The organism is Gillisia sp. JM1 (assembly GCF_000424645.1).
Lineage (GTDB): Bacteria > Bacteroidota > Bacteroidia > Flavobacteriales > Flavobacteriaceae > Gillisia.
The window spans coordinates 531,586-553,824 of the sequence record NZ_KE384218.1 but is presented as its reverse complement, the minus strand read 5'-3'; the positions used below and the strand labels follow the sequence as shown (position 1 = coordinate 553,824).

Here is a 22,239-nt window from a genome sequence, read left to right as displayed (position 1 = left end):
TAAACAATCTTTTATTAATAATGAAAATGCTTACTCTCCTTAATAAACGGATTGCGTTTTGGTAGCAACGGAGCTTTTGTAAGTCCACTAAACACAATAAACACAAACAATCCTGCAAACATCAATAAAGCACTAATTTCAGGTATTCCTATAAACCATGACTCGCCAACTGTGGATGGCATTATCATTACAAAAATATCTAAATAATGGCCACAAAGAATAATGATTCCAGCCATAATTACAAACAAGTTAAGTCGCTTGTAATCACTATTCATAAGTAGCAATACCGGGAACACAAAGTTCATTACTACCATTCCGAAGAATGGTAAGTTATAGTCCTCTATTCTTGTTATAAAATAAGTCACCTCTTCCGGGATATTTGAATACCAAATCAACATAAATTGAGAGAACCAAAGATACGTCCAGAAGATACTGAAACCAAACATGAATTTAGCTAAATCATGAATATGAGAATCATTAACATATTCTAAATAACCTCTAGATTTTAGATATATAGTAACTAAAGCAATCATGGTAACTGCAGAAACAATCATACTTGAAAACACATACCATCCAAATAAAGTGCTAAACCAGTGCGGATCTATACTCATGATCCAATCCCAAGACATCATTGATTCTGAAATTAGGAAGAACACTAAGAATCCTGCAGCTAGTTTAAAGTTTGTTTTGTGTAATCTATCATCTGTAGCTTCATCCAACCTCAAAGAATTCCTTCTCATTAAATACCTAAAGATGTTCCATCCTGCGATATAGATAGCGGCTCTTATCAGTAAAAACGGCACATTTAAGTAAGCTGTTTTATTCTGAATAAGTTCATCGTGAGCTACAACTTCTGGATCCATCCAGATAAATAAGTGATTTAAATGCATACCAGATAAGGCCAGAAGAATAAACATAATAATACTTCCTGGTAATAAATATGCTGTAATTCCATCCATTACTCTAAACAAAACAGGAGACCAACCCGCCTGTGCTGCTTGTTGAATTGCATAAAATGCCATGGTTCCAAGAGCGATCATAAAAAAGAAGAAAGCAGCAATATACACAGCAGCCCAAGGCTTGTTTTGTAATTGATGCAATAAATGTTCGTAATGCTCATTATCGTGAGTTGCTTCCTCAGCATGAGCTTCTGCTCCTTCATTCTCTTCAGCAATAAGGTGGTCATCTTCTACATGTTCAGGATTAGCTAGATGAATATCGTTTTCTAAAACTGCAGCCTCTTCGGAATCTTGGTGAGAATCATCAGCCAACATTTCCTTTACATCTTCTATTGTATCTGGGGCAGCGATAAAGGAATAAACAAGGCCAATAGCTCCTACAATCATAAAAATGATTGCAGTTAATTTTAATCTACTTGATAGCGTGTACATATTAATATATCTAAGTGCAGTTATTTTTAGTTTGTACCTTCTTGGTCTAATTCCGTATTAGCATCAGCTCCTAAAATAGTCGTATCAGCATTTACGGCAGGAATTAGATTTTGCTTAACGGTAGCAGTATCACTTTCGAATTCTCTTTCAGGTTGCTCTAGAAGTTCACCTTTCAATTTCATTACATAGTGATCTATTTGCCATCGTTCTTCAATAGACGTTTGAGATGCATAAGAACCCATAGAGTTCAACCCGTAATACATTACGTGGTAGACACTACCTTCAGTAATTGCTCTTCCGGCATCATCGTAACTTGGTACTCCTAATATTTTCTCACGCTCTACTAAAATTCCTTTTCCGTTTCCTTGATCTCCGTGACACACGGCACAATAAATAGTGTACAATTGTTGTCCTGCAGCAAGATTCTCTTCAGAATAAGGAATTGGATTGGTTAATTGCGCTTTTGCCTTCTCGGAACCTTCATTAGAGTTCTCATAACCGTAAGGGCTCCATCCACGTGGAATAGTGCCATCTACCGGCAATTTAGCTTCCTGCCCATTGGCGAAAATATCGTACTCCCCATAAGCTTCATAAGAAACTGGCACATACATATCGGGGAAATATTGATAGTTTGGCTTATCCTTATTAAAACAAGAGGTAGTGGTAACTACCACTAAGAATAAAACTATTGATTTATGAAATAAACTTTTCATTCTTCTAATTAATTTTCAATTAATTTAATTTCAAGAGCTCCAGTGTTATATAAAAACTTAGAAAGTTCTTCTACATTATGGTTCGATACATCAATTTCCATTAAGAAATGATCGTCTGTAGTTCTTACATCTGGATTTTCAGCAGTTTTAAAAGGCCATAATTTACTTCTCATATAAAAAGTAATTACCATAAGGTGAGCAGCAAAAAACACTGTTAATTCAAATATAATTGGGACAAAAGCTGGCGAATTCTGTATAAAAGAAAAACTCGGTTTTCCGCCAATATCCTGTGGCCAGTCTTCTATCATCATATAATTCATCATAATAATTGCCACAGCAAATCCTATTAGTCCGTAGATAAAGGAAGCTATTGCCAAACGAGTTGACTCTAATCCCATTGCTTTGTCCAGACCGTGAACAGGAAATGGAGTATAAATCTCTGCGATGTTGTAACGGGCGTCACGAACTTGTTTTACTGCTTGTAGCAATAAATCATCATCGGTATAAATAGCGTGTATTACTTTTGATGCCATCTTAATTAGTTATTATTAAGTTTAATTGCCTGAGCAATCCAATCTTCTCTCATTGTTTCCGAAGGGAAATTCTCGATAAGCTCATTCAACAATTCAAAATCAATTGATTCCATTCTACTTACCTGAGCAAAAGTGTAAATTCCTACCTGGTGTAAACGTTGTTGTAACAATGGTCCAGCAGCTTTCAATTTAGTAAGATCGCTTGCAGTTTCAGTTGCAGGATCGTAAATCCCAATTCTAGAAAGCATCTGATCTAATTGATCTTTTTGAACTTCTGAAGTTGTTAGTGCATCTGCATTCACAGTTTCTTCATGCTGATTGTTATCTGAATCATCATTTACTTTATTGTGTAAGCCATGAGCTTTATTCGCTTTAGGTTCTGCCATGAATGCCGGGTTACGGTGATCTACATCATCCCCATGCTCTGCACGAAGTTGCTTATATTTCGCACCAGATGCTTTCAAGATCGTTTTTACCTCTGCCTGTGCAATCACTGGGAAAGAACGAGCATATAATAAGAACAACACAAAGAAGAATCCAATTGTACCAATAAATATCCCGATGTCTACAAATGTAGGTGAGAACATTGTCCAAGAAGATGGTAAATAATCACGGTGCAATGAAGTTACAATAATTACAAAACGTTCAAACCACATCCCGATGTTTACAACAATCGAGATGAAGAAAGAGAACATAATACTTCTTCTTAATTTAGGGAACCACATGAATTGTGGAGAGAAAACGTTACACGTCATCATCGCCCAGTAAGCCCACCAATAAGGCCCCGTTGCTCTGTTAAGGAATGCATACTGCTCGTATTCTACTCCAGAATACCAAGCAACAAATAGTTCGGTTATATAGGCACATCCCACGATAGAACCTGTAATCATAATTACAATGTTCATTAATTCTATATGCTGTATTGTAATATAATCTTCTAGATTAGACACTTTTCTCATAATGATCAAAAGTGTATTTACCATTGCAAATCCAGAGAATACCGCCCCAGCCACAAAGTATGGAGGGAAGATAGTGGTATGCCATCCAGGGATTACCGCAGTAGCAAAATCAAAAGATACAATGGTGTGTACAGAAAGTACTAAAGGAGTTGCTAAACCTGCAAGTACCAAAGAAACTTCCTCAAAACGTTGCCAATCCTTAGCACGTCCACTCCATCCAAAGGATAGTATTCCGTAGATGCGTTTATTAAAAGGAGTGATCGCTCTATCTCTAATCATCGCAAAATCTGGAAGTAAACCTGTCCACCAGAAAACTAGCGATACAGATAAATAAGTAGAAATTGCAAATACATCCCAAAGCAAAGGAGAGTTAAAGTTTACCCATAGAGAACCAAATTGGTTTGGTATAGGTAATACCCAGTATGCTAACCATGGGCGCCCCATGTGAATAATTGGGAATAACCCCGCCTGCATAACAGAGAAAATGGTCATAGCTTCCGCAGAACGGTTAATTGCCATTCTCCATTTTTGACGGAATAATAATAATACTGCAGAAATAAGGGTTCCTGCATGCCCAATTCCTACCCACCAAACAAAGTTGGTAATATCCCAAGCCCAACCCACGGTCTTGTTCAATCCCCAAGTTCCAATTCCAGTAGAAATGGTATAAATTATACAACCTACTCCCCAAAGAAAAGCGATAAGTGAGATAGAAAAAACTATCCACCAATGTTTATTCGCCCGGCCTTCAACTGGTGCAGCCACATCTACGGTTACATCGTGATAGGTCTTATCCCCGATAACTAAAGGCTTTCTAATAGGTGCTTCGTAATGAGACATATCCTTTTATAATTGATTCTTTACTAATATTAATTTTTAAGCTTCTGAAGTATTTCTAACCTTAGTTTGATACATCACATTTGGCTTAGTTCCCACAGATTCCAATAAGTGATACATTCTCTTATCTTCAACCTTGTTTACGATCTTCGCTGACTCATCATTCACATCTCCAAAGACCATAGCGCCTTTATCACATGCTGCAGAACAAGCTGTATGGAATTCACCATCTTCTATTACTCTTCCGTCACGTTTAGCATCAAGGATCGTTTTTTGTGTTTTTTGAATACACATAGAACATTTTTCCATAACCCCTCTAGAACGCACAGTAACATCTGGATTCAATACCATTCTACCAAGGTCATTATTCATATGGTAATCAAACTCATCGTTCTTAGTATAATCAAACCAGTTAAAACGACGCACTTTATAAGGACAGTTGTTAGCACAATATCTTGTACCTACACATCTGTTATATATCATTTGATTTTGACCCTGACGACCGTGTACAGTTGCAGCAACCGGGCATACAGTTTCACATGGTGCATGGTTACAATGTTGGCACATCACCGGCTGAAAAACCACTTGCGGGTTATCTGCTGGAGATTCCATTTCGGCTAACTGAGATAATGATTCTCCTAAACCAGAAATATCATCTTTCTTTTCAATATCTCCTGTAAAACTATCTTCAGAGGAATAATATCTATCTATACGCAACCAGTGCATATCTCTAGATTTTCTAATCTCTTCTTTTCCAACAACTGGTACGTTGTTTTCAGAATGACATGCAATTACACAGGCTCCACATCCAGTACAAGAATTAAGATCTATAGAAAGATTAAAATGATGCCCTATTGTCCTGTCAAAACTCTCCCAAATATCTACTTCTGGAGAAGTAACATCGGTTTCAATATGATTTAAGGAAACCTGCGGAGTCTTGTTATATGCATTTTTTTCTTTAGTATTGAAGATCTCCAAGGTAGTCTCCTTGATGATATCTCCTCTCCCCATAAGGGTGTTTTGTAACTGAACACATGCAAATTCATGAACTCCAGCAACTTTTTCAATATTTATATATTGTAGAGAACTAAAGTCTTTATATAATGGGTAGGCGTTAACACCTACTTGCATTTCTTCTTGAATTCCTTCTTTTTTACCATAACCTAAAGCAAGACCAACAGATCCTTTTGCTTGTCCAGGCTGAATAAGAACAGGAACCATTTTTACTTCTACACCATCCATAGTAATGTTAACATAGCTACCATCTAAGGCGCCATTGGCAACATTCTCATTGATAAGACCCAGTTCATCCGCATCTTCTCTGGACATTGTTAAGTAATTATCCCAAGATGCTCTGGTAAGAGGATCTGGCATTTCCTGCAGCCATGGGTTATTAGCTTGTTGTCCATCTCCCAAAGAGACTTTAGTATAAAGGCTTAACTGAAAACCTTTAGCTTCTGAAGCTGCACTTAGGTTACGAGCAGCAGTACTTGTATTGATTGTACCACCTACAAACTCTGAATCTGCAGTTGCACCTGAAGCAGGAGCAGTTCCTTCGAAAACACCATCATGCAAGGCAGTATTCCAGGCATCTGTTCCCAATGAGCTCCAAGTTTCCTTGATATACTCGTAATAAGATTTATCAGATCCGTTCCATTTCAATAAACAATCTTGGAACTGTCTAGTATCAAACAATGGTCTGATAGTAGGTTGCATCAAGCTGAAATTATTCTTTGTGAATTGAACATCTCCCCAGCTCTCCAAGTAATGAGGCGTAGCCGCGACGAACTTACATAATTTAGCAGTTTCATCTTCCTTCATAGAGAAAGCAACAGAAACTTCAATATCTTTTAATGCTTTTACAAATTCTTTAGAATTTGGTAAGCTATATACTGGATTCACCCCTGCTATAAAAATTGCTCCGATGCTTCCACTCTGCATATCTTCTACCAACTTAGCTACAGCAGTAGCATTTCCTTGACGGGTCATTTTAGGATTAGCAGTGTCCATCACCTGGCTACCTAAAGCCTCGTTGATCTCTAATACCAAAGCCTGAGCATCTGCCTCTGGAAGTCCAGAAACAACAACCCCTTTACTACCCGCTTTTCTTAATTGCGAAGCCGCTTTTACAACTGCATCGTCTATTTTACCCGGAAGATCACTACTTGAAGAACCTCCAGCAATATATCCGTATAATGCTGCTAAAACCGCTCGTTGTTGTGCTGGAGTAACAGGAATACGCTTATCTGCATTTGCTCCAGATAAAGACATATTAGACTCAAACTGAATATGACGGGACATTTTTCCGTTTTCAGGAATTCTTGTCTTTGCATAACCAGCATCATAACCACCACCTTGCCAATCTCCTAAGAAATCTGCACCAACAGATACAACAGTTCCAACTTTAGAAAAATCGTAATTTGGTAATGCTCTGGTTCCGTATTTAGATTGAAAAGCAGTTAAAACGCCGTCTTCAGAAACCGTATCGTACACAACGTGACGAACATTCCCGAATTTATCAGAAAATTCATTGATCAATTTTGAAGTAGAAGGACTAGCAAAAGTTTGAGTTAAAAGAACAACTTCTCCAGTCACCCCTTTTAACGCATCTCCAACTTGCTGGTCAAAATCTTCCCAAGACACATTCTGGCCATTAGCCATTGGTCTTTTTACTCTTTGATTGTCATATAATGAAAGTACCGAAGCATTCACTCTCGCGTTTGCACCAGACATTCCAGCAGACAATGTATTATTATCAATTTTAACTGGACGTCCTTCGCGAGTTTTCACCAATACGCTAGAAAAGTCAAAACCATCTGCAATTGTAGTTGCATAATAATTTGCTATTCCAGGTACAATTCTTTCTGGTTGCACTAAATAAGGAATGGATTTAATAACCGGACCTTCACATGCTGCTAGAGAAGCAGCTGCCGTACTAAAACCAACATATTTAAGGAAATCACGACGAGTTGTAGAAGAACTACTTAAAGAATCTTTATCACCTAAAAATTCATCGGTAGGGATTTCTTCTGCAAACTCTTTTTGTTGGATCGTCTCAACAATAGAGCTATTTTCATTTAGCTCTTCAACACTTTTCCAGTATTTTTTGTTTGATGACATATATATCTAGATATTACTTCTTAATTAATTACCCGATTGCTCAGGACTGACTTTTTATTAATAGTGGCATTTACCACATTCCAAACCACCTAACTGAGCAGCAGTCAATTCCTCTACTCCGTATTTTTTAGACAACTCTTCATGGATCTTTTCGTAATATTCATTACCAGCCATTTTCACGTTGGTTTCACGGTGACAGTTAATACACCATCCCATAGTTAACGGAGCATCTTGATAAACAATTTCCATTTCCTGAATGGGACCGTGACATTTCTGACATTCTATTCCCGCCACAGTAACATGCTGTGAGTGATTGAAATAAGCGAAATCTGGTAAGTTGTGAATTCTAATCCATTTAACTGGTTTAGTTTCTCCGGTATAGGCCTGATTTGCTGGATCCCATCCCGTTGCCTCGTATAATTTTTTGATCTCCTTATCGTAGAATTCTTTTGAATATTCTTCAGTAGCTGTAGATTCTGCAACTTCACCAATAGATTTATGACAATTCATACAAACATTTAAAGATGGAATTCCTGAATGTTTTGATGTTCTTGCTGAAGAATGACAATATTTACATTCTATCTGGTTGTCTCCTGCATGGATTCTATGCGAGTAATGAATTGGTTGGATTGGCTGATAACCTTGATCTATACCCACTTGCATAAAAAACCCATAAACCATATATCCACTAGCAAGCAATACGATTATTGCGGTAACTAATACTAAGAATTGATTTTCTACAAAAGACTTATACAAGGGCTTTCTTTTTTCCTTAACCGGAAGCACCACACCACTTACTGTAGCAAAATTTCTAAGTGTCTTGTTCACTAAAAACAACACAAGCAGAAGCATTACTAGAACAAATGCCAATATCATTAGAATTACATTATTCGAAACTCCACCACCCGAAGCGCCTCCATCTGTAGCACCACCACCTGCAAGCGCAGGAGGAGCAGTTGGCTTTGGCTGCTCTACGTATGCAAGAATATCTCCAATCTCTGCCTCTGTTAATAGAGGGAAAGCCGGCATTGCCGTTTTGTTGTATTCTTCATAAATAGCAACTGCCTGTGCATCTCCGGACGCAATCATTTCAGCTGAATTATAGATCCATGATTCTATCCAACTTCTAGAACGCCTGTCGGAAACTCCATTAAGAGCAGGCCCGATAGACTTAGAATAAGGCTTGTGACATGCAGCACATAATGAATTGAATAATGCTTTACCATTCGCCACATCTCCAGAACCGGGTTCTGCAGCAACAGCCTCTGTAGCCTGCTCATCTCCAGCCGAAGCCTGGTCTTCTTGAGCAAAGTTATAATTGGTAAATGAAAGCAGAAACACTACTGATAATAGTAGTAATCTGGATGTTGAATGGCGGAATTTCACCTTTTTCATATTGTAAGTTGAATTAACGTCTTATGTTTGGCACGATATTTTATAACTATAACTAATAAATAATTACTAAAAAAAATACATTTATCGCACCCCTAAATTCAGGCACAAAAGTAACACTTAAAGTCGATTTTAGAAATGTTGCATATATGTTAACACGTAATTTATATTAGTTCTAAATAATAAAATCACTCCCCAATCAGTTATTTAATTTTACTTTTACATCAAACCATTTTATAATGAGAATATTAAAAATAAAAGATTGTTTTTTTATAGGCCTTTTCCTCTTAGGAATCCAACAAATTGGAGTTGCACAAATAGGGAAAGTAAACATTCAACAGGACGCAAAAATCCCTAATTTACTAGAAATGAAGTCAGAAATGACCAAGGACGGAAAATTTGGCGATCGTTATAAAATCCAGCTTTACTATGGTGACAACAATTCAGCTAGTGAGGTGATCAAGGAATTCAGATCTCTTCATTCTGAATGGCCTTCACAAATAATTTACGAAACTCCTAACTATAAAGTATGGATAGGAAACTTCAGAAATCGTTTAGAAGCAGATCGTGCTCTTATGAAGGTAAAAGGAGATTTCCCTTCCGCATTTATTCCTAAACCACAACGAGATTAATAGTTCCCATCCAACCCATCATCCCTTCCCCAGTCCTTCCCAAAGGGAAGGGAGCTAATATTCTAATTATCATAACTTCCCAAGTTAGGAGTCTTCGTGGAAATGAGATTCTTAGATAGGACGACATCTCCGTATTTTGTCATTCCGACGAAAGGAGGAATCTAGTTTTAACTCATCCCATCCCCAGTCCTTCCCAAAGGGAAGGGAGCTAATATTTTAATTATCATAACTTCTCAAATTATTAGTATTCGTTGTGATGAGATTCTTAGATAGGACGACATTTCAGTATTTTGTCATTCCGACGAAAGGAGGAATCTAGTTACAACTCATCCCATCCCCCAGCCCTTCCCAAAGGGAAGGGAGCTAATATTCTAATTATCATAACTTCCCAAATCAGGAGTTTCAGGGGTGATGAGTTTCTTAGAGAGGACGACATGGTAGACAGTCACATAAAAGAGATTCTTCAATACACTGCTCTTCGTTCATAATGACACCTCGCTTTTCAAAGTCCTTCCTAAAGGGAAGGGAGCTAATATTCTAATTATCATAACTTCCCAAATTATGAGTATTCGTTGTGATGAGATTCTTAGATAGGACGACATTTCCGTGTTTTGTCATTCCGACGAAAGGAGGAATCTAGTTATTGTTAGTAGGCTATAATTTAACCTATCGTTATTTTAAAGTCCTTCCCTCTGGGGAGGATTTAGGAGCGGATAAAACAAAAAAAAGGCTGTCTGGATAAAATCCAAACAGCCTTTTTTATATTAATAAGAAATTACTTTTACTTCTTCATTTTCTTCTTTACAGCAATCTCTCTATATCCTTCAATTATATCGCCTTCTTGAATATCATTGTAGTTTTTGATCTGCATACCACAATCATATCCTTTGGCAACTTCTTTTACATCATCTTTAAATCTACGTAGGGCAATTAGATCACCTGTGTGAACAACAACTCCATCACGAATCAATCTAATACCTTCGTTTCTGTAGATCTTACCAGCTGTTACCATACAACCTGCAATGGTTCCAATTTTCGATATTTTGAATAACTCTCTTACCTCTGCAGTACCTGTGATCTCTTCTTTCATCTCTGGAGATAACATTCCCTCCATCGCATCTCGAAGATCGTTGATCGCATCATAGATAATAGAATATGTTCTGATATCGATTTCTTCCTTATCTGCAATTTGTCTTGCATTTCCTGCAGGACGAACATTAAATCCGATTATAACCGCATCTGAAGCCGAAGCTAACAACACATCACTTTCTGTAATTGGACCAACTCCTTTATGTATAATATTCACCTGAATCTCTTCAGTAGTTAATTTCTGGAAACTGTCTGTTAATGCTTCTACTGAACCATCCACATCACCTTTCAAGATAATATTGATCTCTTTAAATTCACCTAAAGCAATACGTCTTCCAATTTCATCCAACGTAATGTGACGTTGAGTACGAACAGATTGCTCTCTTTGCAGCTGAGTACGTTTTGCAGCGATATCTTTAGCTTCACGCTCATCCATCATCACTCTAAACTTATCACCTGCCTGTGGCGCTCCATCCAATCCTAAGATAGAAACCGGAGTAGAAGGTGTGGCTACCGCTACATCCTTACCACGTTCATCCTGCATTGCCTTGATCTTACCACTGTGGCGACCAGCCAATACATAATCTCCTAATTTTAAAGATCCATCTTGTACCAGAATTGTAGAAACATATCCTCTTCCTTTATCCAAGAATGCTTCTACCACAGTACCTTTTGCTGGTTTATCTGGATTAGCAGTTAATTCTAAGATCTCTGCTTCCAACAAGACTTTTTCAAGTAACTCTTTAACACCATCTCCTGTTTTAGCAGAAATATCATGAGATTGAATTTTTCCTCCCCAATCTTCTACCAGAAGATTCATTTGAGCTAATTGCTCTTTTATCTTTTCTGGATTCGCCGCTGGCAAATCAGATTTATTGATTGCAAAAACAATAGGAACTCCAGCTGCCTGAGCGTGAGAGATCGCTTCTTTTGTTTGAGGCATCACATCATCATCTGCTGCAATTACGATAATTGCAATATCTGTAACCTGTGCACCCCTAGCACGCATCGCGGTAAAGGCCTCGTGACCTGGAGTATCTAAAAATGCCATTTTTTGACCTCCACTTAATTCTACCCCGTATGCACCAATATGTTGTGTAATTCCACCGCTTTCGCCCGCAATTACATTTTCTTCACGTATATAATCCAATAAAGATGTCTTACCGTGATCTACGTGACCCATCACCGTAACGATTGGTGCTCTAGGTTTAAGATCTTCCAGCTTATCTTTTTCTTCTTCTGCTGCTTCTTCAATATCTGCGGAAACAAACTCAACTTCATAATCAAATTCACTAGCAACAATAGATAAGGTCTCAGCATCTAAACGCTGATTCATTGTTACCATCATTCCAAGAGACATACATGCAGAGATAATTTTTGTAACCGGCACATCCATCATCGTAGCAACTTCACTTACAGTAACAAACTCTGTTACTTTAAGGATTTTGCTATCTAACTCTTGTTGTGCAGCATCATCTTCTGTACGTTGACGGTGTTGATCACGCTTACCTCTTCTATATTTAGCTCCTTTTCCTTTGCTAGATTTCCCTTGAAGTTTTTCTAAGGTTTCCCTTACTTGCTTTTGTACTTCTTCTTCACTAGGTTCTTCCTTGACCATTGCAGGTCTTGCAGGTCTTTTTCCTCCAGGTCCTCCTCCAGCACGAGACTTGCTAAATGTTCCAGCAGGTGCTGCCGTAGTAGTTCCTGGCTTTACATCTTTGCTTATTCTACGACGACGCTTCTTATTCTTATCGTCTGTAGCTTTTTTATCGTCCTTCTTTTTAACTGGTTTCTTGAACTTAGAAAGATCAATTTTTTGTCCAGTAAAATTGGGACCGTTTAATTTCGTGTAGTTTGTTTTATGAGTTTCAGATTCAGGATCTTTCTCAGCTTCTCCTTCCGCACCATCTTTCGAAGGCCCAGCTTCACCGCCAATTTTTCCTGAGACAACTTTTTCCTCAGTCTTTTCAGTCTCAACTTTTGGAGCTTCCTCCTTCGGTGTTTCGGCTTTTGGTGTTTCAGCTTTTGGCGCTTCCACAACCTCTTTAGCCACTTCTTTTTCAGAAGGTTTAGCTTCAGCCTTAGGTGTTTCCACAACAGGCTTTTCAGCCTCAACAGCTTTAGGCTTCTCCGTCTCCTCTTTCACAGGAGCTTCTTTAGCTTTTTCAGCCTTTGGAGCTTCAACTTCAGGAGTTTTAGCTTCAGTCTTTTCAACTTCTGGCTTTTTCTCTTCAGCTTTCTTCTCTCCACCAGGTTTTTTATCCAAGTCGATTTTACCAACTTGTTTAGGCCCTTCTAATTTAGCTCTAGCACTTACAACCTCTTGCTTCTTAACTTCATCCTTCCGTTTGTCGTCAAGCTCCTTCTCACGAGCTAAACGCAATTCCTCCTTCTCCTTGCGCTTTTCTTCCCCAACTTCTTTGGACTGCACCTTTTTACTCTTATCTGTTTCAAATTGATCAGCTAAGACTTGGTAGATACCCTCAGAAATTTTGGTGGTAGGACGTGCCTCTATCTCGTGTCCTTTGGAATTTAAAAATTCCACAGCACGATCTAGCGAAATATTGAATTCACGTAGTACCTTGTTTAATCGCATTGTTTTTGCTTCAGCCATAAATTGCCTCTAATTTAACCTCTTATTTTATTATTCTCAATTTAAAAAAATTGATATTTATTCAAATTCCTTTCTTAAAACCTGGATCACTTGTAGCACAGTCTCTTCTTCAAGATCTGTTCTTCTAACCAGATCGTTAACATCTTGTTCCAAAATACTCTTAGCAGTATCTAAACCAATTTTCGCAAACTCTGCGATCACCCAGTCTTCTATCTCATCAGAGAATTCTGTAAGCTCAACATCTTCTTCTCCACCATCTCTAAACACATCAATCTCATAGCCAGTAAGCTGACCTGCAAGCCTGATATTGTGACCTCCACGACCAATCGCTTTAGAAACTTCTTCTGGTTTAAGGATAACTTCTGCACGTTTTGTCTCTTCATCTAATTTGATAGAAACAATTTTAGCAGGACTTAAAGCCCTTGTTATAAATAGTTGATCGTTACTTGTATAATTAATAACGTCTATATTCTCGTTACCCAATTCACGCACAATACTATGAATTCTTGAACCTTTCATCCCCACACATGCTCCAACAGGATCTATTCTATCATCGTAGGAATCTACAGCAACCTTCGCTTTTTCACCTGGAATACGAACCACTTTTTTAACTGTGATCAATCCATCAAAAACTTCAGGGATTTCCTGTTCGAATAATTTCTCTAGGAAAACCGGTGCAGTACGCGACATTATAATTTGTGGCTTACTACCTTTTAATTCTACACTTTCTATAATTCCACGAACGTTTTCTCCTTTTCTGAAAAAATCTGAAGGAATCTGACGGTCTTTTGGAAGTATGATCTCGTTTCCTTCATCATCCAACAATATTATTGCTCTATGACGAATATGGTGAACTTCTGCAGTATAAATCTCTCCTTCAAGTTCTTTAAACTGCTTATAAATATTTGTATTATCATGCTCATGGATCTTAGCGATCAAATTTTGACGCAATGCCAAAATAGATCTTCTTCCCAGATCCATCAATTTCACTTCTTCAGAAACATCTTCGCCAACTTCAAAATCCGGCTCTATTTTTCTTGCTTGCGCTAGAGAGATTTCCTGATTTGGATCTTCTACTTCTCCATCTGCCACCACAATACGGTTTCTCCAAATCTCTAAATCCCCTTTATCAGGATTTACAATGATATCAAAGTTATCATCTTCACCATATTTCTTCTTTAAAGCACTTCTGAAAACATCTTCCAAAATTGCCATTAAAGTTACTCGATCTATCAGCTTATCGTCTTTAAATTCCGAAAAAGACTCTATTAAAGCGATATTTTCCATATCAAATTATTATTAAAATGTTATCACAACTTTAGCTTCCAAAATGTCTTGAAACGCTATAGTAGCTTCTTTATCTACGGTCACTTTTCCTTTACCTACCGGCTTAGGCTCTCTTGCCTGCCACTCTATGCTTATTCCATCTTCTGAAACCTGCTGTAATTTCCCTTCAAATTTATTAGAATTTGTTTGGACAGCTAATGTTCTTCCAATATTTTTTTTATATTGTCTAGAGAATTTCAAAGGTTCAGTAGCACCCGCGGAAGCTACTTCCAATGAAAACTCTATTTCATCTTCATCTAACTCTCCTTCAACTTTTCTGCTCACAGCAACACAATCACTTACTGTAACCCCGTTATCCCCATCGATTATCACGGAAATGTGATTTTGATCGTTGATATTTAAGGCTATTAAAAATAAGGAATTATTTTCGTGAAAGGCTTCTTCCAATAAATTTTCTACTCTCTCCTGCAACATAATGCTTATAAAAAGAGGGGACTTTTCGTCCCCTCGCTGTATTTATTTTCGTTTCAACGCTGCAAATATAATAAAAATTATTGAAAAATTAAAACAGCTTTGTAAATGAAATTTTATTCGTAGTTTTAATAATACAATCATTTTTAAAGCTTTACCATGAAAAGAATTCTCGTTCCTACTGACTTTTCCGCTAAAGCGGAAAATGCGTTAAAAGTTGCTGCTGAATTAGCGAACCGTTTTAATGGTGAAATATTTCTTTTACACATGTTAGAATTACCGCTACAATTAGTAAATCCTTTAAGTGGCACCGGTAATCAAAACCTACCTGAGGCACTGTTTTTCATGAAATTAGCTAAAAAGAAATTCAGGGAATTAATAGACTCCCCTTTTTTGGAAGGAATTAAAGTTCATGATATTGTAGAATTTCATCAAGCATTTGATGGCATCATGGAAGTGAGCAAAGAACATAATTGTGATTTTATTGTTATGGGCTCCAATGGAGCAAGCGGACTTAAAGAAGTATTTATTGGATCTAATACCGAAAAAGTAGTTCGAAATTCCACCATTCCGGTGTTGGTAATTAAAAACGAACACGAAAAATTTGATATTAATAACTTTGTTTTTGCTACAGACTGCGATCTGGAACATAAACACACCTTTAATAAAGCCATCCAGTTTGCAAAAAAAATTAATGCGCACTTACACCTTGTATATATAAACACTGCTAATAATTTTAAAACTTCGATTGAGTCTTCGGAATGTTTAAAAGATTTCGTGAAAGGAGAAAATCTAGATGAGCTCTCTCTAAATGTATATAATGACGTTACTGTAGAAAAAGGCGTGCTTAATTTCGCGAAAAGCATCAATGCAGGATTAATTGGAATTAGCACTCACGGCAGAAAGGGATTAGCACATTTCTTTAATGGAAGCATTAGTGAAGATCTGGTAAATCATGCAAATAGACCAGTGGTTACTTTTAAGATCTAAAGAAAACTTTTTAGTGCTCCATTACGAATACACAACCAAAGAAAATTCCAAAAAGACTTAGTTTTATCTCTAGTTGCAGAAATGTTTTTTTGATTCATTTTTTTATTTGCAGTATTATTCTTTAAGATTAAATTAGCCAAACCAGAGAGGATTTTATTTTTTCTAACACCGTCCTTTCTAAGTACTTCTACCTTAAAATCATGATATTGCAAGCGGGTGTCACCCAATGCACTATCATCATTCCCGTAGAAATTAAAAAACATGGAAGATATCTTTCCTTCTACCTCCATATTTGCCACTGGTCTTAAAAATGAATTCATAGCATCTGCAGATATTCCTGCCAGGTTTCCAGAGAAATTGAATTTATCTTCAAGATCTCTAATATCAAATTCCATATTAAAATTAAAATTAGATTCTCCCATAAACTTTGAATTAGCATTTATGGTAGTAGCAGGAAAATTTTCTGCTTCCATATTTAAGTTGGTCAAATTTGCAATTGTCACATCCATTTCAGAAAACATCACTTTTCCAGGTGGTGTTCCTGCTACAGAAATTTCCTCATAAATGAGACTCGAATTGGAAATATGAATAGTATCAAATTTCAATTTAGTTTCCAGCTCTCTTAATTTCTTACTATAAAGAGGTTTTATTGAATTGTCATCTGGCAAAAGTTTATTTCTATAAATATGAAATTCAGCTTTTTCAAAAGAAGTTTTCACACTTTCCAACTGAAGCTTATCTCCATTAAAGCCCCATGCAAAATTTTTCATCTTCATATGAGGAATATTCAGCTTAAATCTATCCTTTTCAATTTTTTGCCTTTTATCAAATTCTATCTTGCTGTACTTCGGGATAATTCTTAGATCAGAAATAATGAGGCTGCCTTTCTCCAACTGTAGTTCTCTAACCTGAAGATCGTGTTCAGGATCTATAGAATAAAATAAGGAATCGCTGTTTATTGAAACCTCTCTAAAATTAAATGGAATTTTATTTTTAAGGCTAGCTTCAGTAATATGAAGATCATAGATGTCCATATTCTTTAAAGAAACATATAACTGCTTCTTTATAGTATCGTTTTCTGATATCTTTAGGTGACCGTCTTGAATTACTAAATGCCTGATTTTAATATCTTCTTTAAATTCCTTTTTAGAATTTTCCTTCTTCGGGTTTTTAAGAGTATCAGATTGAGTTATTAGAATTTCCGGTTTTTTAAATACAATTCTATCAAAGACAATTTTATTATTGGAGAAGTATTCTTTATAATCCAGGTCTATTACACTTAGCTCTTCCGAGCTTATTGTCGCACTACCAAGTTTCAATTTAGGACTAGAGACCACAGAACTACCACTAATAAAATCTACACTAATGTCCTTATATTCTACATTAGAATTAATTAACTCTTGTTCTATCCCTGCTTTAATTTTTTGTTTAAGCATTTTATTAGCAAAGAATACTAAGCCTAACAAAACAGCTAAACCAATGAAAGTATAAAGTAAAATCTTATATTTTTTCTCCATCATATAGGTACTTATAAAGCCAATTTACAAACCTGAGAAGTTTTCTTGATTTCCGTTAGGCTTATTTTAACTTATTATCCTTTAAGCTACTGAAAGCCTATAAGTTAAATTTAAGTCAAATTGTAATTATTCCATTTAAAGAACGACTTAAGGTATTATATTTGAACAATTAAATTTAGAATTTATAAACACTATTACTTCTCTTAAAAATGATATTTAAATTAGCAATAAAGATTGTGTTTTTAGCCATTGAAATATTTCTTGGCTTTTACAGTTTGGTTATGACAGATAGCTTAGGAATGAAATTTTTATTTTTCGCTTTTACTGCTTTTATTATGGCATTTGCTATTGCAAAATTTACAAATAAAATTTTACCTTCAGATACAGACTCTTTTCCAGATGACAACTTTGTTTCTGAAGAACATTTTGAAAAATAATAGTTACAATTAAATTATAGTCGAAGTTGTTGTTAAGATTGAAAGTGATTAGGACTATAATTTTGAAAATCCGATGAAATTAATTTCATCGGATTTTTTTACAAGTACTTATGAAGATTATTTGCATATCTGATACTCACAATAAGCATGAAGAATTAATACTTCCTGAAGGGGATTGTATTATTCATGCAGGAGACTTCACAGAAGCAGGCACAAAAAAAGAAACTACAAATTTTCTGGAATGGTTTTCTTCAACACCCTATAAGCATAAGATACTAATTGCCGGAAATCATGATTTTTACTTAGAAAAGAAATTTCATAAACTAGATCAAATAATTCCAGACAATATTCATTATTTACAGGATTCGGGTGTTAGGATAGAAAAAATCAACTTTTGGGGTTCGCCTTATATTCCAGACGATAGCAATTGGGCATTCAGCAAAAATAGAGGAAAGCAAATTTCTGAACATTGGGAAAAGATCCCTGTAGACACAAACATTCTAATTACCCATATCCCGCCCTTTGGTATTTTGGATGAATTGGACAATAAAATGATGATAGGCTGCAAGAATCTAAAAGATAGAATAAATAGCTTAAAAATCTCTCATCACATATTTGGGCATGTGCATAATGAGTATGGTAAAGTTAAAACTTTCAAAACCTTATTCGTTAATTCTTCTTCTGTAGACGAATCTTATAGGCATATAAACCCTCCGATCATGGTAATTTATCGTCAGCAATCAAATATGTCCGTTTAAGTACTTTAAAAGTTAATTTATTACTAATCCTCTAGATGTTAGGTTTTTATTAACATTGTGAACTGTAACTTTGGATCTCAGAATAACGCATTTATTAACATTAATGAACTTGAATATGCCAAAATTTACACCAGACGTAATCCTTGAAGATGTTAAAAATTTGATCTCATATAGTATCACCAATCAAGATGTAGATAACTCTAAATTTAAAAGCCTTCACAAAGCTATAATCAAAAGGTATTTTGATGCAAAGAAAGTTAAGATTAACTACCAAGAACAAACCGTAGACCTTCAATTACCTGTAGCAAAAGACAAATACACTCCTATTACTTTTGAGTGTTTAGATCTTGGGAGTTTTATTCAATCTTGTATAAAAACAGATGAAAACAGCCTGTATTTCTATCAGAATTTACTTACTCATTATAATATTGTAAGTGCAGCTTAGGAAAAAGATTAATTATATAATTTTAAAAAAGCCCCGACTGTTAAGTTGGGGCTTTTTGTTAATAGTATAAGTATGCATATCCGCTTTGCGTCCTAATGGATATTCTAAACTTAGAAACGCAAAAATTTTTGTTTCCCCCGACCCTAAAAGAAAGCAAAATTTTAGAATTATTCAAAATTTTGAGAATATGACCACTCTTTAGGGCTGGGGCAAAGACATATTCGGCTATGGGATATTAAAATTAACTTTTAGTACTGTTTGCGGATATACGTAGTATAAGTTTACTAATATTTTGTTTCGGGCTTCATTTGGAATCCCTGAAACAAAAAATATAAGTAATTTTGATCAAGTACTATTTTCAAAAATTTCATCTCCTATTTCCTATAGTTTGTTCTACCTTCAAACCAGCCTCTTTCAAAGTTTTGAAACCGATTCGGTTAAAAAACTATACCGTTCGCAATCAAGATCCAAAGCAAGGCGACACCTAGAATGCTTCCGCTAATTAGCAGAATCCAAAAATGGCTGATTAGACCGGGCTTTTCTTCTAAATTTTCATCAACACTGGCACTATTATTTATTTTAGCTCTTCTATTGTAATACAAAAAACTATCCTGTTGAATCACTTCCCTGCCTTCTTCAGAAATGGTATAAAGATCCTTATGCACCTTTATAAAACCCGCTTGTAAAAGATCCGTTAACACCTCTTCCTTCCAAGCTTCATATCGCTTGTTTTTCGAGATTCCTTTTTCATCCCGGATCTCATAGAGAACATTATCCATTTTGTTATAAGAAGAAAGAATCGAAGATTTGTAGGCAACTGCTGTCATATGTTTGAATGTTAGGGTTCGTACATTTTTCAATAAAATAAATTAACAAAACATTAAGATTAAAAACAAGTCTTAAAGTGTTAAAATTTCCGGTCTAGTGATATTTGTCTCTGAGGAAACAAGTTGACAAAAGCTAATCGGAAGTCTATAAAAGAATTTTAGGATTGAATCAGAATTCGTAATTTTGATAAAAAGGTCGTCGAAATGGATTTACAGTCAAGAAAAATAGAATTCATCCAAGAATTTTTAAAGCTACAAAGTGAGGAAGCTATTTCCCGGCTTGAAAAGTTACTTAAAAAAGAGAAAAAAAATGTTGTTGAAGAAGAATCCAAACCAATGACAAAAAAAGAATTAAATAAACGAATTGACCAATCTGAATCTGACTTTGAGAAAAATCGATTTAAAAAAACTTCAGAATTATTATCTAAATACCAATAATGAATTTAGAAATAATTTGGTCAGATTTTGCAGAGAAACAGCTCGACAATATCTTTAAATATTATAAAAAAAATGCTAGTAATAGAGTTGCAAAAGAAATGGTTCAAAGTTTAATTAATGAACCTAATAGATTAGAAAAAGATCCATTTATAGGACAAAAGGAAGAACTCCTCAAGGAAAGAAAAACTACATATAGATATTTGCTTTTCAAACATTACAAAATCATCTATTCAGTGGATGAAGAAAATGGATTTATCAAAATTGCAGATGTTTTCGCTACGCGACAAAAACCGACTGAAATAGAAAGATTCGAGTAACAGCAAGTTTCCAAAATCTGCCAGCATTAAAAATCAGTGAACACTGATATTTTAGACTTCTTGTAAAAATCAACCAAGCCAATAATTACGTTGCTTATCTAGAGGGGTCGAGAAATCACTCTTAAACTTGCCACGAATTAACGAATGCTATTCTATCTTTAAGTATAGTGAAATCTCGATTGTTAATGTAACTCGCTGCTCCATTGAGATCTCTGCTTCCGATCACTATAGTGATAAGATGACAATTAAATTCGTTAGTCATTTCGAAGGAGACTTTTTTCGACTGAGAAATCTGAATTAAAAATAAACCATTGCTTCTTTGAGAACCCTCAATCGCTCCTAATAATCACTCATGTCGGGTTGACAATCAAATTGAGGTCTCTCCTCCCGATTGCTATAGTGATAAGATGACAATTAAATTCGTTTGTCATCCTATGTTTGTAAATAGGATTTATTGAGTTGTTAAACTTTTATAATTTTATGGTTTAACAATAAAAGGAGAAAGAGCAAGGCAATTACTTGCCATTCAGGGCAGCGCGAAGAATCTCAAGGAAGCACTGAATACTATATAATAAAGATCCTTCCTGCGTCAGGATGACAAGATAGACACCTTATACTATTTAATTTTAAATTTTGCCTCGAATTCACGAATGCTTTTCTACAGAAATTTGGAAACCTAGTCTAGAACTGGAGATCCTGAAATTTCACTTTAACATTCCCCCAACTATTCCTCACTCTTAAAATTTGTAATTTTAGTTACACAAAAAAACAACTCATGAAAAGTAATTTTAGCGAAATAATAAAAGGAGAAATCCCAGTGTTGGTAGATTTCTACGCCGACTGGTGTGGTCCCTGCAAAGCATTGGCTCCAATATTAAAAGATGCGAAGTCTTCCCTTGGAGATAAAGTGAAGATCGTAAAAATAGATGTAGACAAAAATCAGGAACTTTCTTCCCAATATCAGGTAAGAGGTGTACCCACATTAATTCTATTTAAAGACGGGAAACTACTTTGGCGGCAGTCTGGAGTAGTACCAAAAGAGGAAATTGTGAGGATAATAGAAGAGCATTCTTAAATTAAAAGTGAAGTTAAGAGTCGAGAGTCGAGAGTCAAGAGTGAAGAGTCTTTTCAGAAAGCAAGGTTTTCTCTTACTTATTCAAGCTCCTAAAAATTTCAACTTATTTTTCACCAAATACATAAAACAAAAAAACCCGAACTAAAAAGGTCGGGTGTTCTATTGAAGTTGGCTTACTAGGGCTCCCCTCGACAAGCTCGGAGTCCCGATTGCTATCGGGATCTCGCCCAACAAAATTGAACACAAAAAAACCCGAACAAAAATGTTCGGGTTTTCTATTGAAGTTGGCCTACTAGGGCTCGAACCTAGACTCTTCTGTACCAAAAACAGACGTGTTGCCAGTTACACCATAGGCCAGTATTTCAATACGGGTGCAAATTTAAAACAAACTTTATTT

19 protein-coding genes and 1 tRNA gene are annotated in these 22,239 nt (G+C 35.8%); 8 read left to right on the top strand and 12 right to left on the bottom strand.

The genetic code is table 11. The annotated features are described in order from the left end of the window. Positions 1–14: 14 nt before the first annotated feature. The 6 genes from H033_RS0105765 to H033_RS0105740 are packed head-to-tail and all read right to left on the bottom strand — an operon-like array spanning position 15 to position 8,948. Complete coding sequence (locus tag H033_RS0105765; protein WP_026837437.1) at positions 15–1,391, bottom strand: hypothetical protein; 1,377 nt, start codon at positions 1,389–1,391, stop codon at positions 15–17. Between the two features lie 26 nt (positions 1,392–1,417). Further along, on the bottom strand, positions 1,418–2,104 hold the full coding sequence (locus H033_RS19690; RefSeq protein ID WP_034886135.1) for a c-type cytochrome: 687 nt from the start codon (positions 2,102–2,104) through the stop codon (positions 1,418–1,420). Between the two features lie 8 nt (positions 2,105–2,112). Beyond that, positions 2,113–2,637, bottom strand: a complete 525-nt coding sequence (locus H033_RS0105755; protein ID WP_026837436.1) for a DUF3341 domain-containing protein — start codon at positions 2,635–2,637, stop codon at positions 2,113–2,115. A gap of 5 nt (positions 2,638–2,642) precedes the next feature. Further along, on the bottom strand, positions 2,643–4,436 hold the full coding sequence (nrfD, locus tag H033_RS19685) for an NrfD/PsrC family molybdoenzyme membrane anchor subunit (RefSeq protein ID WP_081661811.1): 1,794 nt from the start codon (positions 4,434–4,436) through the stop codon (positions 2,643–2,645). Positions 4,437–4,472: 36 nt separating this feature from the next. Next, complete coding sequence (locus tag H033_RS0105745) at positions 4,473–7,553, bottom strand: TAT-variant-translocated molybdopterin oxidoreductase (protein WP_026837435.1); 3,081 nt, start codon at positions 7,551–7,553, stop codon at positions 4,473–4,475. 57 nt (positions 7,554–7,610) lie between these two features. Then, positions 7,611–8,948: a c-type cytochrome gene (locus H033_RS0105740; protein ID WP_026837434.1), complete on the bottom strand. Its 1,338-nt coding sequence runs from the start codon at positions 8,946–8,948 to the stop codon at positions 7,611–7,613. A gap of 236 nt (positions 8,949–9,184) precedes the next feature. Here H033_RS0105740 and H033_RS0105735 point away from each other — a divergent pair, with 236 nt between their 5' ends. Next, on the top strand, positions 9,185–9,577 hold the full coding sequence (locus H033_RS0105735; RefSeq protein ID WP_026837433.1) for an SPOR domain-containing protein: 393 nt from the start codon (positions 9,185–9,187) through the stop codon (positions 9,575–9,577). 781 nt (positions 9,578–10,358) lie between these two features. Here the strand turns inward: H033_RS0105735 and infB are convergent. Genes infB through rimP form a run of 3 tightly spaced genes read right to left on the bottom strand, consistent with a single transcriptional unit; the run spans position 10,359 to position 15,041 of the window. Next, positions 10,359–13,280 carry a translation initiation factor IF-2 gene (gene infB, locus H033_RS0105730; protein WP_026837432.1) on the bottom strand — a complete coding sequence of 974 codons (2,922 nt, stop codon included), beginning with the start codon at positions 13,278–13,280 and terminating at the stop codon, positions 10,359–10,361. A gap of 57 nt (positions 13,281–13,337) precedes the next feature. Then, positions 13,338–14,567, bottom strand: a complete 1,230-nt coding sequence (gene nusA / locus H033_RS0105725) for a transcription termination factor NusA (protein ID WP_026837431.1) — start codon at positions 14,565–14,567, stop codon at positions 13,338–13,340. A gap of 12 nt (positions 14,568–14,579) precedes the next feature. Beyond that, on the bottom strand, positions 14,580–15,041 hold the full coding sequence (rimP, locus tag H033_RS0105720) for a ribosome assembly cofactor RimP (protein WP_026837430.1): 462 nt from the start codon (positions 15,039–15,041) through the stop codon (positions 14,580–14,582). Positions 15,042–15,197: 156 nt separating this feature from the next. Here rimP and H033_RS0105715 point away from each other — a divergent pair, with 156 nt between their 5' ends. After that, a complete protein-coding gene (locus H033_RS0105715; protein ID WP_026837429.1) occupies positions 15,198–16,028 on the top strand; it encodes a universal stress protein in 831 nt (276 codons plus the stop codon). Here H033_RS0105715 and H033_RS0105710 read toward each other — a convergent pair. After that, positions 16,025–17,548: a hypothetical protein gene (locus H033_RS0105710; protein WP_034886132.1), complete on the bottom strand. Its 1,524-nt coding sequence runs from the start codon at positions 17,546–17,548 to the stop codon at positions 16,025–16,027. The two genes, H033_RS0105715 and H033_RS0105710, sit on opposite strands and share 4 nt — an antisense overlap. A 206-nt stretch (positions 17,549–17,754) precedes the next feature. On the opposite strand from H033_RS0105710, the gene H033_RS0105705 reads away from it, so the two are divergent. The 3 genes from H033_RS0105705 to H033_RS0105695 all read left to right on the top strand — a co-directional run bounded on the left by H033_RS0105705 (position 17,755) and on the right by H033_RS0105695 (position 19,185). Further along, entirely contained in the window at positions 17,755–17,982 is a 228-nt protein-coding gene (locus H033_RS0105705; protein WP_026837427.1) for a hypothetical protein, read from the top strand. 110 nt (positions 17,983–18,092) lie between these two features. Further along, positions 18,093–18,740, top strand: coding sequence for a metallophosphatase domain-containing protein (locus H033_RS0105700; RefSeq protein ID WP_026837426.1), 648 nt, complete (start codon positions 18,093–18,095; stop codon positions 18,738–18,740). A 115-nt stretch (positions 18,741–18,855) separates the two neighbouring features. Beyond that, entirely contained in the window at positions 18,856–19,185 is a 330-nt protein-coding gene (locus H033_RS0105695) for a hypothetical protein (protein ID WP_026837425.1), read from the top strand. Between the two features lie 437 nt (positions 19,186–19,622). Here H033_RS0105695 and H033_RS0105690 read toward each other — a convergent pair whose 3' ends face one another. Beyond that, positions 19,623–20,012: a hypothetical protein gene (locus tag H033_RS0105690; RefSeq protein WP_026837424.1), complete on the bottom strand. Its 390-nt coding sequence runs from the start codon at positions 20,010–20,012 to the stop codon at positions 19,623–19,625. A gap of 204 nt (positions 20,013–20,216) precedes the next feature. Between H033_RS0105690 and H033_RS0105685 the strand changes: the two genes are divergently transcribed. The 3 genes from H033_RS0105685 to trxA all read left to right on the top strand — a co-directional run bounded on the left by H033_RS0105685 (position 20,217) and on the right by trxA (position 21,842). Further along, positions 20,217–20,450, top strand: coding sequence for a hypothetical protein (locus tag H033_RS0105685; RefSeq protein WP_026837423.1), 234 nt, complete (start codon positions 20,217–20,219; stop codon positions 20,448–20,450). Then, entirely contained in the window at positions 20,450–20,767 is a 318-nt protein-coding gene (locus tag H033_RS0105680) for a type II toxin-antitoxin system RelE/ParE family toxin (protein ID WP_026837422.1), read from the top strand. The genes H033_RS0105685 and H033_RS0105680 overlap by 1 nt, the downstream gene beginning before the upstream one ends. A 742-nt stretch (positions 20,768–21,509) precedes the next feature. Next, positions 21,510–21,842 carry a thioredoxin gene (trxA, locus tag H033_RS0105675; protein WP_262489313.1) on the top strand — a complete coding sequence of 111 codons (333 nt, stop codon included), beginning with the start codon at positions 21,510–21,512 and terminating at the stop codon, positions 21,840–21,842. A gap of 284 nt (positions 21,843–22,126) precedes the next feature. Here the strand turns inward: trxA and H033_RS0105670 are convergent. Next, positions 22,127–22,199, bottom strand: a tRNA-Gln gene (locus H033_RS0105670). Positions 22,200–22,239: the final 40 nt, after the last annotated feature.